This is a genomic window from Streptomyces sp. FXJ1.172 (genome assembly GCF_001636945.3).
GTDB lineage: Bacteria > Actinomycetota > Actinomycetes > Streptomycetales > Streptomycetaceae > Streptomyces.
In genome coordinates, this window is sequence record NZ_CP119133.2 from 3,616,054 (window position 1) to 3,628,352 (window position 12,299).

The following is a 12,299-nucleotide window of genomic DNA, read 5'->3' on the forward strand; positions in this document are numbered from 1 at the left end:
GACGGCCCGGACGCCCCGGCGAAGGACACCGTCCCGATGGTCAGGGCCGAGGGCGTGCACAAGTCCTTCGGCCAGGTCGAGGTGCTCAAGGGCATCGACCTGGAGGTGCGGCCGGGCGAGGTCTTCTGCCTGATCGGCCCCTCCGGCTCGGGCAAGTCGACCTTCCTGCGGTGCATCAACCATCTCGAGAAGATCAACGCCGGCCGGCTCTACGTCGACGGCGAGCTGGTCGGCTACCGCCAGCAGGGCGACAAGCTGTACGAGCTGCGCGACCGCGAGGTCGCCCTGAAGCGCCGGGACATCGGCATGGTCTTCCAGCGCTTCAACCTGTTCCCGCACATGACGGCCGTGGAGAACGTCATGGAGGCGCCGGTGCAGGTCAAGGGCGTGACCAGGGCGCAGGCCCGGGAGCGGGCCATGCAGCTGCTGGAGCGCGTGGGGCTGGCCGACCGGGCCGGGCACTACCCCTCGCAGCTCTCCGGCGGCCAGCAGCAGCGGGTGGCGATCGCCCGGGCCCTCGCGATGGACCCGAAGCTGATGCTGTTCGACGAGCCGACCTCGGCCCTGGACCCGGAGCTGGTCGGCGACGTCCTGGACGTCATGCGCGACCTCGCCGAGTCCGGCATGACGATGGTCGTCGTCACCCACGAGATGGGCTTCGCCCGCGAGGTGGGCGACAGCCTGGTGTTCATGGACGAGGGCGTGGTGGTCGAATCCGGCCATCCGCGCGATGTCCTGACGAACCCGCGGCACGAGCGGACCCAGTCGTTCCTGTCGAAGGTCCTCTGACCGCGTGACGCGCGGGGGCGGTACGGACCTCCCGTACCGCCCCGCGCTCACGACCGTGCGACCGGCTGCGCCGCCTCACTGCACCTCACGGCACATCACTGCACCTCATGGCACATCGGTGCACCTCACGGCACCTCACTGCACCTCACTTCACCGCGAGCAGCAGCGTGTCCGACGGCGAGCACCACACGGGCCGAGCCTCGCCGAAGCCCTTGTCCCGCAGCACGCGCGCGTGCCAGTCCGCCGAGGGCATGTCGCCGTCCGCGTGCTCGCCGTAGATCTCGAAGCGGCGGGCGGTGGGCCCGGCGAGGACCGGGTCCTGCGCGGCGAGCTGCCACCACTCGGCCCAGTCGACGGCCCCGTCCCGCTTGGCCTGATCCATCCGGGCGTGCCGCAGGGCCCGCTCGGCCTCGTTGATCCGGGGCGTGCTGTCGTCGATCATGTGGTCCGCGTTCATGAAGACACCGCCGTCGCGGACCAGCTCCGCGACCTGACCGTAGAGGGCCGCGAGGGGTTCGCTGTGCAGCCAGTGCAGGGCCGTGGCGGTCAGAACGGCGTCGTACGAGCCGTACGGCAGCCGCGCCGGCCAGTCGGGGTCCTTGAGGTCGGCGGTGACGAAGGAGACGCGGCCGTCGCCCTCGAAGGTGCCGCGCGCGATGGCGAGCAGCGCCGGGTCGAGATCGACGCCGGTGCTGGTGGCCGCCGGGAAGCGGGCGAGCAGCCGGGCGGTGATGCTGCCGGTCCCGCACGCGAGGTCGAGGACCCGCGGGGCCGGCCCCAGCAGCGCCTCGACCATGTCGAGCATGATCCGGAACCGCTCCTCGCGGTCCGGCATGTACCACTCCTGCTGCCGGTCCCAGCTCTCCTGCCACGCTGCCCAGTCGGTTCCGGTACTCGTGGTCACGGCACCTCATCTCCCCTCGCGATGCGTAATACCCTGGAAGCACGACCGGCTGTTACCCGACCGCAGACACGACCATAAAGCGCCCCGGTAAGGACTACAAGTGGAACTGGCCTATTACTCGGATTACGCAGTGCGCCTCGTCAACAGCGAGGAGCCGGCCCGGGGGAAGGACGCCCTGACGTCGGTCGAGGCCGTCCGCGATCTGTTCGGCGCCAACGCGTCCGCGGCCCGCCGCGCCACCGACGCCGACGTCACCCGCTTCCGCTCGGTACGGGGGAGGCTGCGCGCCGTCTTCGAGGCGGCGGACAAGGGCGACGAGACACTGGCCGTGGACCTGCTGAACTCGCTCCTCCTGGAGTTCCCGGTCAGCCCCCAGATCTCCGGCCACGACTTCCGCGACGAGGACGGCCGCCCGCTGTGGCACATGCACCTGGCCGACCACCCCTCCAACGCCACCGCCGGCTACGCGGCCATCGCGGCGATGGGCCTGGCCTTCCACCTCACCGAGTACGGCGTCGACCGCCTCGGCCTGTGCGAGGCGGCCCCGTGCCGCAACGCCTACCTCGACACCTCCACCAACCGCTCCCGGCGCTACTGCTCCGACCGCTGCGCGACCCGCGCCAACGTGGCCGCCTACCGGGCCCGCAAGCGCCTGGAGGCCGACCGGTCGGGCAGCAGCGGCCTCGCGGCCGAGAACGCCCAGCGCACCAGCGCCGGCAGCGAGCGCTGACCGGCCGGCCGCGGCCGGTACCTGAAGTACGCCTTGCCCAGCACGAGTTCGTCCGGTACGACCCCGTAGTCCGTACTGTCCCCGCCCGCGTAGGGGTTGTCCCCGAGCACCCACCAGCCGCCCTCGCGCCGCTCCACGGCGCGCTTGACGACCAGCAGGTCCTGCTGGAACGGATGACGCAGGACGACGACGTCCCCCGGCCGGACCGCTCCCCCGTAGCGCAGCAGCAGCCGGTCCCCGTGCCGGAGCGTGGGCACCATGGACGGGCCCGTCACCTCAGCCAGCCCGAACGGCGCCACGGCCCTCCCCCGCTCGGTCTCCTGCGACAGCTCCGGCATCCCCGGCACCTCCCCGGTCCGTTCCTCCACCAGTCTCAGTCTCACCCTGGACTTTTGTCCTAAGCCCTAGGGGGCACCCGAGAAATCGCGTTCCTCAGGGAGTAATGTCGCACCTGAGAAGACGATCACGAGGAAGGAATGCTCCATGCTTTCCCGCCTGTTTGCCCCCAAGGTCAAGGTCAGCGCCCACTGCGACCTGCCCTGCGGCGTCTACGACCCGGCCCAGGCCCGCATCGAGGCGGAGTCGGTGAAGGCCGTGCAGGAAAAGATGGCCGCCAACGACGACCCCCACTTCCAGGCGCGCGCCACCGTCATCAAGGAGCAGCGCGCGGAGCTGGCCAAGCACCACGTCTCCGTGCTCTGGAGCGACTACTTCAAGCCCCCGCACTTCGAGAAGTACCCGGAGCTGCACCAGCTGGTCAACGACACCCTGAAGGCCCTCTCGGCCGCCAAGGCGTCGACCGACCCGGCGACCGGCCAGAAGGCTCTGGACTACATCGCCCAGATCGACAAGATCTTCTGGGAGACCAAGAAGGCCTGATCTCCATTCAGGCCCTCTGACCTGCGATTTCCTTGATCGCCTGGTCTACCTGCCCGCACCCGGACCGCAGGCCGCCGAGCATGGCGCCCATGGCGGCCCGGGTGCGGTCTTCTTCCCCGGCCGCGGACGGTCGTAGATCCACAGCGCGATGACGGCGGACGCGTGGCCGAGAACCAGCTGGACCTGCTTGACGCTCGCCCCGCCGGCGATGAGGGCGGAGGCGAGGAAGTGGCGCAGGTCGTGGGTCACCATGTGCGGCGGCTCGACGGACTTACGCCCCTCGCGGTCGGCCGCTTCGTTCTCCGCTGCTTGGAGCGTCCAGTTCCACTCGGTCTTCCAACGGCGGCAGTTGAGGGGCTCACTGCCGTGACCTCGTCGAGCCAGCGCTGGGCCTCGAGCTTGCGGGGCCGGCTACCAGCTGGCCTGTGAGGCCGACCCACACGGCCACGCAGCCTGGGTGATGCGGGCCCTGGCCCACCAGGCCCTGAGCCTCAAGCAGCCGCACCACGGGTACCTCGCAGGAGGCCCGGAGGTCTCCCTCGACGGCTGGCAATAGCGGCGCCAACCGCGGACCGATTAGTCGTCGCCGAGGGCGAGCCCTTCGCCACTCGTGCACGGCAGCCGCGATCGGTCTCATGAAGACCGCACCAGCCACCAGGAGCGTTCCCGCCCATGACCGACACCACCGCCCGCGTCCGTGAGCTGAACCTCTACCGCCAGTACTTCGACCTCGTCGCCGCGGGCACCAAGACCATCGAGGTGCGGGTGAAATACCCGCACCTAGCCGACCTCGCAGCCGGCGACACCATCCGCTTCCGGATCAAGGGCACCGACGAGACGTGCGACGTGAAGGTCAAGCGGGTCACCGTGTACCCCGACTTCGAAGCCTTGCTCGACGGCGAGGGACCCGCCAACGTCAACCCCACCGCCACCCGCGATCAGCAGCTCACCAACATCCGCGCCATCTACCCTCCCGAGAAGGAATCCCTCGGCGCCCTCGCCATCGAGATTCAGCTCTCGCGCCTCTGATGCCTCGCCCCGGAGAAGGCTGAGCACGCGAAATCCACGTGCCGTTGTCAGGGCTACGAGGGACCATGCTCGGGCGGCCCGGCAGCCGCGACCAGGCGGGATCGAGTGCCGGCGCCGCAGCCGCGTTCACCGATGAGCTGCCAGCACTGCCGCGAGGCCCTCTCGCAGATCTTTGACGAAATACTCGGGGACCTCCAACGACGGGAAATGTCCTCCCCTTTCGGGCTCCCTCCATCGGACGATCTGTCGGTACCGCTCCTGCGCCCAGGGGCGCGGACACTTCTCGACGTCGCGGGGATACATAGTGAGTGCCGATGGGACGTCGACCCGAAGTTCCGGGTCGAGCGAGTTGTGGCTTTCGTAGTAAATGCGGGCCGCCGACGCGCCGGTCCGCGTCAGCCAGTACAGGGTGACGTCGTCAAGAACCCTGTCCATGGAAATCGCCTCGAACGGGCTGTCTTCGGTGTCTGACCACTCGGCGAACTTGTCAAGGATCCAGGCGAGAAGCCCGACCGGTGAGTCGACGAGCGAGTAGCCGATTGTCTGTGGTCGGGTCGCCTGTTGCTTCGCGTACGCCGCCCGGTGGCGCCAGAAATCGCGGGTCTCCTCGGCCCACCTGCGCTCGACCGCCGTCAGCCCGTCCGTCGACAGCCCGGGCGGTCCCTCCGCGAACGTCGTGTGGATACCGAGAACGTGCGCCGGGAACCTGCCGCCGAGAACCGTGGTGATATTGCCTCCCCAGTCGCCGCCGTGGGCCGCGAACCTGCTGTAGCCGAGCCTTCCCATCAGCTCCACCCACGCGGCCGCGATCTTTTCGGTTCCCCACCCGGTGGTGGTCGGCTTGTCGCTGTAACCAAAGCCCGGTAGCGATGGGACCACGACGTGGAACGCCGGCGCGTCCACATCTTTCGGATCTGCCAACTCGTCTACCACATCGATGAACCGGGCAATGCTGTCCGGCCAGCCGTGCGTCAAGATCAGAGGCGTGGCATCTGCGCGGGCGGATCGGCGGTGCAGGAAGTGGATTCCCAGCCCATCAATGGTCGTACGGAATTGGCCGATCCCGTTGAGGCGCGCTTCGAACGACCGCCAGTTGTAACCGGTGCGCCAGTAGTCCACAACCTCGACGAGGTCGGCGAGAGGAACACCCTGTTCCCATCGGCGCGGGCCGGACGCGGCGCGATGGACCGTCTCGGCCTCCGGTAGCCGCGCCACAGCCAGTCGCGCGCGCAGATCGTCGAGGTCGGCGTCAGTTGCGTGGGCATCAAATGCTTGCACGTCGCTGGTTGGACGGGGCATGAGACCTCCTAGCCATCGCGGAACCGGCTAAGACGGTTCTAGCAGTCCTCCAAGCCACACCGCAACCGGCTAAGGTGGTTCCATGCGTGCTGAGTTCCCTGACTTCCGCCTCGGCAAGGTGCTGGCGACCAGCTTCACGGGGACCCTGTCGGAGCGTCATGGCGACGCCGTGGAGCGCATTCCCACGCCGCAGCGACTCATCGACTGGCTGACGGTGAACGGCCTCGCTGTGGACTCCTGCACCGCCGCCCAGCTCGACCTCGCTCGGGAACTGAGGGAGTCGATTCACGCCGCCGCGACAGCGGCCGCACTCCAGGACGCTCTTCCCGCGTCTGCTGTCCAAGTCATCAATGACTTCAGCGTTCAGGGTCGGGCCGCAGCGATCCTGACCCCCGAGGGCACGCGGCGATGGCGGCTCAGCTCGGCTTCCCGCGTGGAAGATGCCCTCAGCGTGATCGCCGCCGACGCGATCAGCATCATCGCGGGCGAACGAGACGGAAAACTGGCCTTGTGCGCATCACCGACCTGCCAAGCCGCCTTCTTCGACACCAGCCAAAGCCGCACCCGCAAATGGTGTGACATGAACACATGCGGGAATCGTCAGAAGAAAGCGCGCTTCAATGCCAAGCAGCACAAAAACCCCAGATCAGCGGAGTGATGGTTACCTCGGTACATTGGAGCCGCTGCGGCTGGACGCTGCGCTCGCGCGGGAGCGCCCCGCGGCGCGTGGCTGCGGGGCGCGTGGCTGCGGGGCGCCTTGTGGGGTTCAGTCGATCTTCTCCCCGTTGTACGTACCGCCCTTGCAGAGGTTGTCCTTCAGGTCGGCCGTTCCGCCGCCCTGCTTGCACTGAGAAGGGGTGACGTAGGACGGGGCACCCTGTGCGGTGGCGCTGGCGGCGCTGGTGAGGCCGAGTCCGGCGAGGGCTGCCGTTGCGATGACGGCGGCGAGGATTCGTCGAATGCGCATGTGGTTCCCCTTTCACGGATTGCCTCGGCTGGGGCACTAGTCAGCTTGATCTTCACCCATGTGGGTGGCACGTGATGTTGGGCCATTCGGGTGATGGCGCTGTCGGGTGCGGGGTCGGCGCCTGAACCGGCCGCCCACCTCCTTGTCCTGCACGCGAGGCTGTTCGGGGGGCGCCGTCACTGTTGTGCGGGCGTAGTGTCCCGGTATGGGCGATGGGCCCTGTGTCCGGTGCGGTGCGGCGCTGCCGGATCCCGCTTGTGCCGGCCGTCGACACTGCGGCGCTGCGCACCGGCAGGCGGCCTGGTCGAAGTCCCCTCGCAGGAGGCCGATGACACCACCGCCGGCCTCACCGACCACCTCGCCCTAACCGACGTATCGGACCTGGACCAGCTGATCGACGACCTGGTGCACCAGAGCTGGCCCAAGGGCCGGCACACCGACGACATCACCCTGCTCCTGCTCCGCACCACCGGCACACCCGGCGGAACACCGGCACGCGCTGTCCCGAAGCCCGCGAGGCGGCCGGAAGTACGCAAGCAGGCCCGCGGGGGCGCGTCGGGCAAACCTCGAGGCCGCTGTTGAAGGAGTGGTTGGTGAGTCCTGCGGGTCCTTCTCACGCGGTCTTGCTCCCTGCGCGGTCTTGCTCTCTGCGCGGTCCTACGCCGCGTTCGGCGGGGCCGCCTGGGTGCCGCGGCGGGCGCGGAGGGCGGCCACCGCGGCGCCGATCAGCAGCGCGAGCAGGGCGATCCCGCCCGCAGGGGAGAGCGGGTACAGCAGCGGCACCGTCATCTCCACCGCGGTGGGGAGCACGGCCACCGCCAGACCCGCGGCGGCCAGCCGGTCGTGTCCGCTGAAGAGCAGGGCGACGGCGAGGACCCCGGCCCAGAGCGTGCGGACGGCACGGGGGCCACCCGGCAGGGCGTGGTAGATGTTGAGGAACTGCGCTCCCCACAGCAGGACGGTCAGGGCTCCGGCACCCGCGATCGCGGCATGCTGCGGCCGGGAGGTGCCGAGCAGATCCCTGGGCGCGGCGAGGACGACGGCTCCGGTGAGCAGCGGCACGATCAGGCTCAACACCGCGGCCGGGTAGGCGGGTTGGCCGCCGGGGTGGGCGAGCAGGAGCAGGGGGACGTCGGCCAGCCGCAGCGCCGTCGCCGGTACGGCCAGCGTCCGGGCCGCCGTCCAGCGCCCGGTCCAGGCGCCCGCGAGCGCCGCCAGCCAGAGCAGCGGCACGAGAACCTGGTCGACGAGGACGACCGCCTCCGGGAACGAGGACCACGACAGGGTCCGGACGCCGGGGGCGAAGACCCACAGCAGGTTCACCACGCTGCCGCCCGCCGCGACGGCGACGGCGGACGGCGCCGCCTGCGCCAGGATCTGCCCGGCGGTCCGGCCGGATCCCAGCCCGGTGCGCCGGCGCAGCCCGTGCCCGGCGACGTCGAGCGCCTCGCGCAGCCGGCCGAGCGGTCCAGCGCCCTGCGTGGCCTCGGCGTAGATCGCGGTCAACTCGGCCTCGTGCCGGGCGCGATAGGCGGCCGGGTGGCAGCGCAGCGCCCAGCGCAGGGCGCGCGGCGGATGCTGGTCCGTCATGCGAGGGCTCCCTTCGGGCGGACGGCGAGCACCCGGCGGGCGGCCATGCGGCGCTCGGCCTCGGCGACGACGGCGCGCAGCCGCTCCGTCTCGGCGGCCAGCGCGGAGCGGCCGGCCTCGGCGAGGGCGTAGACCTTGCGGGCCCGGCCGTCGACGACCTCCTCGCGCTCGACACGGATCAGGCCCTGTTGCAGCAGCCGGTCCAGCGCGCCGTAGAGGGTGCCGGTGCGCATCCGCACGCGGCCCTGGGAGATCGCTTCGATCTCCTGGATCAGTCCGTAACCGTGCCTGGGTTCGTCGGCCAGGGCGGTGAGCAGGAGCAGCGTCGGCTCCTGAAGCGGTCGGTCACTCATGTGATCTATATATATCGGTGACCGTCATATGTTGTCGAGCGACTTATCGGTTTCGACAGCAGGGGCCCGGCCGGTCCGCCCGGCGGGCCCCTGCCGGTGTGCTGCCGCGGTCAGTGGAACAGCGGCACGATCAGGTAGATCCCGTACGCCACCACGGCCGCACAGGCGAGGAAGCACAGGGCGGCCTGGGCGCGGCCGGACGTGCCGGCACCGGCACCGGCGTCCCGGGCGGCCTCGGCGCGGGACAGGCCGAGGACACCGAAGGTGAAGACGACGACCACGGCGACCGTGACGCCGAGGCTGACCGCGGCGACGCGGCCGAGGGCGGACCAGTCGACATGCATGCGGGGCTCCCGGAAGTTCAGGCGGCCGTGCCGACATTCGCCGGGGCCGGGGTGCTGAGGCTGACCTCGTGGTGGTCGTTGACGTTGTCGGCGCGCACCGGGTTGCGGCGGGACGCGGCCACGATGACCCCGGCGAGGGCGAGGGCCACCAGCGCGATCACGGCCGTACCGGCGTTGCCGCCGTGCTTGACCACGCTCGCCGCGAGGCCGCCGACCAGCGCCGCCGAGGGCAGCGTGATCAGCCAGGCCAGCACCATCCGGCCGGCCACGCCCCAGCGGACCTCGGCGAGCCGGCGGCCCAGACCCGCGCCGAGGATGCTGCCGGAGGCGACCTGCGTGGTGGACAGCGCGAAGCCGAGGTGGGCGGAGGTGAGGATCACCGCCGTGGACGCGGTCTCGGCAGCGAAGCCCTGCGGGGACTGGATCTCCGCCAGGCCCTTGCCCATGGTGCGGATGATCCGCCAGCCGCCCAGGTAGGTCCCGAGGCCGATGGCGAGGCCCGCCGCGCCGATCACCCAGACCGGCGGCCCCGCGTCGTGGTGGAGCGCGCCCGCCGAGATCAGGGTCAGCGTGATCACGCCCATGGTCTTCTGCGCGTCGTTGGTGCCGTGCGCGAGGGAGACCAGGGAGGCGGAGGCGATCTGGCCGAGCCGGAAGCCCTTCGTGACCGAGTCCTGGCGGGCGCGGGCGGCCAGCCGGTAGGCGAGGTAGGTGGCGGCCAGGGCCGCCACGCCGGCCACCACGGGAGAGGCCACCGCGGGGATCAGCACCTTCTCGGCGACCTTGGCGAAGTGCACGCCGTGCGAGCCCGCACCGACCCAGACCGCGCCGATCAGACCGCCGAAGAGAGCGTGGGAGGAGCTTGAGGGCAGTCCGGCGAGCCAGGTCACCAGGTTCCACAGGATCGCCCCGATCAGCCCGGCGAAGATCATCGCCGGGCTGACCAGTGTGTCGTCCACGATGCCGCCGGAGATCGTCTTGGCGACCTCGGTGGACAGGAACGCCCCGACGATGTTGAGGACTCCGCTGACCAGGACCGCTGTGCGCGGCTTGAGCGCGCCGGTGGCGATGGAGGTGGCCATCGCGTTCGCGGTGTCGTGGAACCCGTTCGTGAAATCGAACGCCAGTGCCGTGACGATGACGACCGCCACGAGGAACGTCATGTGGTCCATCCCCCAAGGCAAGCAAGGGCAGGCCAATGTACGGGGAACCGAGGGCGAACGGCGTGTCGAAGATGGGGAACCCTGTTGTGCGGTCCTGTGTGGAAACGTTGTATCTCCCGTTGTCAGTCCCCTGTGCCAAGCTGTCGTCGTGACCCTGGAGGACCTCAGACGGCTGCGCCGGGTGCGTGACCGGATGGACCGCGAGTACGCCGAGCAGCTCGACATGACCGAGCTGGCCCGGGGCGCCCACATGTCCCCCGGCCACTTCCAGCGCAGCTTCCGCAAGGCCTTCGGCGAGACGCCGTACAGCTACCTGATGACCCGCAGGATCGAGCGGGCCAAGGCACTGCTGCGCCGGGGCGATCTCACGGTGACGGAGGTGTGCATGACGGTCGGCTGCACCTCCCTCGGCTCGTTCAGCGCCCGCTTCACGGAGCTGGTCGGGGAGACACCGAGTTCCTATCGGGCCCGCTCGCACGAGGAGAGCGCGGCGATCCCGCCCTGCGTGGCGCGCGCGTACATGCGCCCAAGACGGACGTAACGCCGGTATCGACCTTAGGTTGGACCCATGGACCTGAAACTGCAGACCTGTTTCATCGCCGTCGACGACCACGACAAGGCGATCGCTTTCTACTGCGACGTCCTGGGCCTGGAGATCCGCAACGACGTCAAGTACGAAGGGATGCGGTGGGTGACCGTCGGGTCGCCGCTGCAGCCGGACGTGTCGATCGTCCTGGAGCCGCCCGCGGCGAACCCCGACCTCTCCCCCGCCGATCGGGAGGCGATGGAGCAGCTGCTGGCCAAGGGCGTGCTGCGCGGGGTCAACTTCACCACCGAGGACTGCGACGCCCTTTTCGCCCGCGTCCGGGATTCCGGTGCCGAGGTGATCCAGGAACCGACGGACATGCCGTACGGCGTGCGCGACTGCGCCTTCCGGGACCCGGCGGGCAACCAGCTGCGCTTCCTCCAGCGGCCCGCCGAGTGAGAGAGAGTGGATCCCCGGCCATTTCCGGGGAGTTCGTGCCTGGACCGCGGAGCGTGATCATCCGCTGGACGTACGCCTTCGTCGACCGCCCCGCCGCCCGGCTGCCCGAGGCACGCGCCTTCTGGGCGGCGGTCACCGGCACCCGGCCGTCCGAACCCCGCGGCGAACAGGGCGAGTTCATGACCCTGCTGCCCGATGCGGGCGAGGGGGCGGACGCGTGCGTGAAGCTCCAGGGGGTCGCCGAGGGGGACGGCGGCGCCCATCTCGACCTGTGCGCCGAGGACGTGGGGCAGCTGGCCGGGGCCGCCCGTGAACTCGGCGCGGACCTCGTGGCGGACCACGGCGACTGGGCCGTACTGCGCTCTCCCGCGGGGCAGTTGTTCTGCGCGGTGCGCCGGCACGACGAGACGGTACGGCCGCCCGTGGTGGCGGGCAGCCGGCTGGACCAGGTGTGCCTCGACATCCCGCCGTCCGCGTACGCCGCCGAGTCGGACTTCTGGGCCGCTCTCACCGGCTGGGAGCGGCTCAGGGGGTCCCGGCCGGAGTTCGAGGTGCTGAGGCCGCCGACGGGACTGCCCGTCCGGATCCTGCTCCAGCGGCTCGACGACGGGCGCCCCGCCTCCGCCCATCTCGACCTCGCCTGCGCGGACGTCGCCGAGGTCCGCGCCCGGCACGAGGAGCTGGGGGCGGTCGCGGTGCACCACGGCCCGCACTGGTCGGTGATGCGCGACCCGGCAGGCGGCATCTACTGCCTGACCGGCCGCGACCCGCAGACGGGCGCCCTGCCGGGGCACTAGCGCCTGTCCGGGCGGCCAGGCCCGGTCGTCACATTCCCGTCTGCCCCGCGACGCCGGGATGATCCAGACGACACCCCCTGGCTCCGCTCACCCCCAGGGCTCCACGTCCACCACGGCGTCGGCCGGCACCGGCCCGTACACGTGCGGGAACTCCTCCCCGTCCGGCCCCACGGCCTCGTACTTCACCGGCGCGCCGACCAGGGCCGGGTCCACGACGAGCACGACCAGCTCGTCCGGGCCGTCGTAGTCGCCGTAGAGGAAGTCGGCGATGCGCGGGAGCTGCTCGCGGGTGGAGAAGTGGATGAAGCCCTCCTCCTGGAGCGTGCGGCCGCGCGTCGACAGCTCGTAGGCGCCGCGCGCGCGAGCCGCTTCCCACAGGGAGCGTTCGGTGATGTGGAAGATCCGGGGCAGTTTCGGCATGCGCCCACGGTACGGCGCCGGCGGCCGGCTCGGCGCTTCCTCGTGTACGA

The 12,299-nt window shown here is 70.5% G+C and carries 18 protein-coding genes and 2 pseudogenes; 10 read left to right on the top strand and 10 right to left on the bottom strand.

Translation table 11 applies throughout. The features are described 5' to 3' along the window. Window positions 1-36: 36 nt before the first annotated feature. Window positions 37-789 (top strand): amino acid ABC transporter ATP-binding protein, encoded by a 753-nt coding sequence (locus A6P39_RS15880; RefSeq protein ID WP_067055725.1) that lies wholly within the window; start codon window positions 37-39, stop codon window positions 787-789. 145 nt (window positions 790-934) lie between these two features. On the opposite strand, the gene A6P39_RS15885 is transcribed toward A6P39_RS15880, so the two are convergent. Further along, entirely contained in the window at window positions 935-1,693 is a 759-nt protein-coding gene (locus A6P39_RS15885) for a class I SAM-dependent methyltransferase (RefSeq protein ID WP_067055622.1), read from the bottom strand. Between the two features lie 100 nt (window positions 1,694-1,793). Between A6P39_RS15885 and A6P39_RS15890 the strand changes: the two genes are divergently transcribed. Further along, window positions 1,794-2,423 carry a CGNR zinc finger domain-containing protein gene (locus tag A6P39_RS15890; protein ID WP_067055619.1) on the top strand — a complete coding sequence of 210 codons (630 nt, stop codon included), beginning with the start codon at window positions 1,794-1,796 and terminating at the stop codon, window positions 2,421-2,423. On the opposite strand, the gene sodX is transcribed toward A6P39_RS15890, so the two are convergent. Continuing rightward, window positions 2,327-2,761 carry a nickel-type superoxide dismutase maturation protease gene (gene sodX / locus A6P39_RS15895; protein WP_067055722.1) on the bottom strand — a complete coding sequence of 145 codons (435 nt, stop codon included), beginning with the start codon at window positions 2,759-2,761 and terminating at the stop codon, window positions 2,327-2,329. The genes A6P39_RS15890 and sodX overlap by 97 nt on opposite strands. A 145-nt stretch (window positions 2,762-2,906) precedes the next feature. Here sodX and sodN point away from each other — a divergent pair, with 145 nt between their 5' ends. After that, window positions 2,907-3,302: a superoxide dismutase, Ni gene (gene sodN, locus A6P39_RS15900; protein ID WP_020136639.1), complete on the top strand. Its 396-nt coding sequence runs from the start codon at window positions 2,907-2,909 to the stop codon at window positions 3,300-3,302. A 7-nt stretch (window positions 3,303-3,309) separates the two neighbouring features. Here the strand turns inward: sodN and A6P39_RS15905 are convergent. Continuing rightward, window positions 3,310-3,662: pseudogene (locus A6P39_RS15905) on the bottom strand (tyrosine-type recombinase/integrase); the annotation flags it as partial. Window positions 3,663-3,711: 49 nt separating this feature from the next. Between A6P39_RS15905 and A6P39_RS15910 the strand changes: the two are divergent. Then, window positions 3,712-3,810 (top strand): annotated as a pseudogene (locus A6P39_RS15910) (tat (twin-arginine translocation) pathway signal sequence domain-containing protein); the annotation flags it as partial. A gap of 164 nt (window positions 3,811-3,974) precedes the next feature. After that, a complete protein-coding gene (locus tag A6P39_RS15915) occupies window positions 3,975-4,331 on the top strand; it encodes an ASCH domain-containing protein (protein ID WP_067055614.1) in 357 nt (118 codons plus the stop codon). A gap of 126 nt (window positions 4,332-4,457) precedes the next feature. Here the strand turns inward: A6P39_RS15915 and A6P39_RS15920 are convergent, their stop codons facing one another. Then, window positions 4,458-5,630, bottom strand: coding sequence for an epoxide hydrolase family protein (locus A6P39_RS15920; RefSeq protein WP_067055612.1), 1,173 nt, complete (start codon window positions 5,628-5,630; stop codon window positions 4,458-4,460). A gap of 82 nt (window positions 5,631-5,712) precedes the next feature. On the opposite strand from A6P39_RS15920, the gene A6P39_RS15925 reads away from it, so the two are divergent. After that, window positions 5,713-6,288, top strand: a complete 576-nt coding sequence (locus A6P39_RS15925) for a CGNR zinc finger domain-containing protein (protein WP_067055609.1) — start codon at window positions 5,713-5,715, stop codon at window positions 6,286-6,288. Window positions 6,289-6,396: 108 nt separating this feature from the next. Here the strand turns inward: A6P39_RS15925 and A6P39_RS15930 are convergent, their stop codons facing one another. Further along, complete coding sequence (locus tag A6P39_RS15930; protein ID WP_067055606.1) at window positions 6,397-6,597, bottom strand: hypothetical protein; 201 nt, start codon at window positions 6,595-6,597, stop codon at window positions 6,397-6,399. A 255-nt stretch (window positions 6,598-6,852) separates the two neighbouring features. On the opposite strand from A6P39_RS15930, the gene A6P39_RS15935 reads away from it, so the two are divergent. After that, the gene (locus A6P39_RS15935; RefSeq protein ID WP_067055603.1) at window positions 6,853-7,179 is read left to right on the top strand and encodes a hypothetical protein; all 327 of its coding nucleotides are present in this window, start codon (window positions 6,853-6,855) and stop codon (window positions 7,177-7,179) included. A gap of 75 nt (window positions 7,180-7,254) precedes the next feature. On the opposite strand, the gene A6P39_RS15940 is transcribed toward A6P39_RS15935, so the two are convergent. The 4 genes from A6P39_RS15940 to A6P39_RS15955 all read right to left on the bottom strand — a co-directional run bounded on the left by A6P39_RS15940 (window position 7,255) and on the right by A6P39_RS15955 (window position 10,056). Next, window positions 7,255-8,187 (bottom strand): hypothetical protein, encoded by a 933-nt coding sequence (locus tag A6P39_RS15940; RefSeq protein ID WP_067055600.1) that lies wholly within the window; start codon window positions 8,185-8,187, stop codon window positions 7,255-7,257. Continuing rightward, window positions 8,184-8,540 (bottom strand): PadR family transcriptional regulator, encoded by a 357-nt coding sequence (locus tag A6P39_RS15945; RefSeq protein WP_067055597.1) that lies wholly within the window; start codon window positions 8,538-8,540, stop codon window positions 8,184-8,186. Before A6P39_RS15945 ends, A6P39_RS15940 begins: the two co-directional genes overlap by 4 nt. 110 nt (window positions 8,541-8,650) lie before the next feature. Beyond that, entirely contained in the window at window positions 8,651-8,884 is a 234-nt protein-coding gene (locus A6P39_RS15950) for a hypothetical protein (protein ID WP_067055594.1), read from the bottom strand. Between the two features lie 17 nt (window positions 8,885-8,901). After that, a complete protein-coding gene (locus A6P39_RS15955; protein WP_067055591.1) occupies window positions 8,902-10,056 on the bottom strand; it encodes an inorganic phosphate transporter in 1,155 nt (384 codons plus the stop codon). A 139-nt stretch (window positions 10,057-10,195) separates the two neighbouring features. Here A6P39_RS15955 and A6P39_RS15960 point away from each other — a divergent pair, with 139 nt between their 5' ends. Genes A6P39_RS15960 through A6P39_RS15970 form a run of 3 tightly spaced genes read left to right on the top strand, consistent with a single transcriptional unit; the run spans window position 10,196 to window position 11,829 of the window. After that, window positions 10,196-10,588 carry a helix-turn-helix transcriptional regulator gene (locus tag A6P39_RS15960; protein ID WP_199841028.1) on the top strand — a complete coding sequence of 131 codons (393 nt, stop codon included), beginning with the start codon at window positions 10,196-10,198 and terminating at the stop codon, window positions 10,586-10,588. Window positions 10,589-10,615: 27 nt separating this feature from the next. Continuing rightward, a complete protein-coding gene (locus A6P39_RS15965) occupies window positions 10,616-11,032 on the top strand; it encodes a VOC family protein (protein ID WP_067055588.1) in 417 nt (138 codons plus the stop codon). A 53-nt stretch (window positions 11,033-11,085) separates the two neighbouring features. Continuing rightward, the gene (locus tag A6P39_RS15970) at window positions 11,086-11,829 is read left to right on the top strand and encodes a VOC family protein (protein WP_067055585.1); all 744 of its coding nucleotides are present in this window, start codon (window positions 11,086-11,088) and stop codon (window positions 11,827-11,829) included. An 87-nt stretch (window positions 11,830-11,916) separates the two neighbouring features. Here the strand turns inward: A6P39_RS15970 and A6P39_RS15975 are convergent, their stop codons facing one another. Further along, window positions 11,917-12,249, bottom strand: coding sequence for a DUF952 domain-containing protein (locus A6P39_RS15975; protein WP_067055582.1), 333 nt, complete (start codon window positions 12,247-12,249; stop codon window positions 11,917-11,919). Between the last annotated feature and the right edge of the window lie 50 nt (window positions 12,250-12,299).

Coding starts and splice junctions, on each gene's coding strand:
- sodN (WP_020136639.1), top strand. CDS start 2,907: ATGCTTTCCCGCCTGTTTGCCCCCAAGGTCAAGGTCAGCGCCCACTGC.
- A6P39_RS15945 (WP_067055597.1), bottom strand. CDS start 8,540: ATGAGTGACCGACCGCTTCAGGAGCCGACGCTGCTCCTGCTCACCGCC.
- A6P39_RS15950 (WP_067055594.1), bottom strand. CDS start 8,884: ATGCATGTCGACTGGTCCGCCCTCGGCCGCGTCGCCGCGGTCAGCCTC.
- A6P39_RS15915 (WP_067055614.1), top strand. CDS start 3,975: ATGACCGACACCACCGCCCGCGTCCGTGAGCTGAACCTCTACCGCCAG.
- A6P39_RS15880 (WP_067055725.1), top strand. CDS start 37: ATGGTCAGGGCCGAGGGCGTGCACAAGTCCTTCGGCCAGGTCGAGGTG.
- A6P39_RS15965 (WP_067055588.1), top strand. CDS start 10,616: ATGGACCTGAAACTGCAGACCTGTTTCATCGCCGTCGACGACCACGAC.
- sodX (WP_067055722.1), bottom strand. CDS start 2,761: ATGCCGGAGCTGTCGCAGGAGACCGAGCGGGGGAGGGCCGTGGCGCCG.
- A6P39_RS15955 (WP_067055591.1), bottom strand. CDS start 10,056: ATGGACCACATGACGTTCCTCGTGGCGGTCGTCATCGTCACGGCACTG.
- A6P39_RS15940 (WP_067055600.1), bottom strand. CDS start 8,187: ATGACGGACCAGCATCCGCCGCGCGCCCTGCGCTGGGCGCTGCGCTGC.
- A6P39_RS15975 (WP_067055582.1), bottom strand. CDS start 12,249: ATGCCGAAACTGCCCCGGATCTTCCACATCACCGAACGCTCCCTGTGG.
- A6P39_RS15920 (WP_067055612.1), bottom strand. CDS start 5,630: ATGCCCCGTCCAACCAGCGACGTGCAAGCATTTGATGCCCACGCAACT.
- A6P39_RS15930 (WP_067055606.1), bottom strand. CDS start 6,597: ATGCGCATTCGACGAATCCTCGCCGCCGTCATCGCAACGGCAGCCCTC.
- A6P39_RS15925 (WP_067055609.1), top strand. CDS start 5,713: ATGCGTGCTGAGTTCCCTGACTTCCGCCTCGGCAAGGTGCTGGCGACC.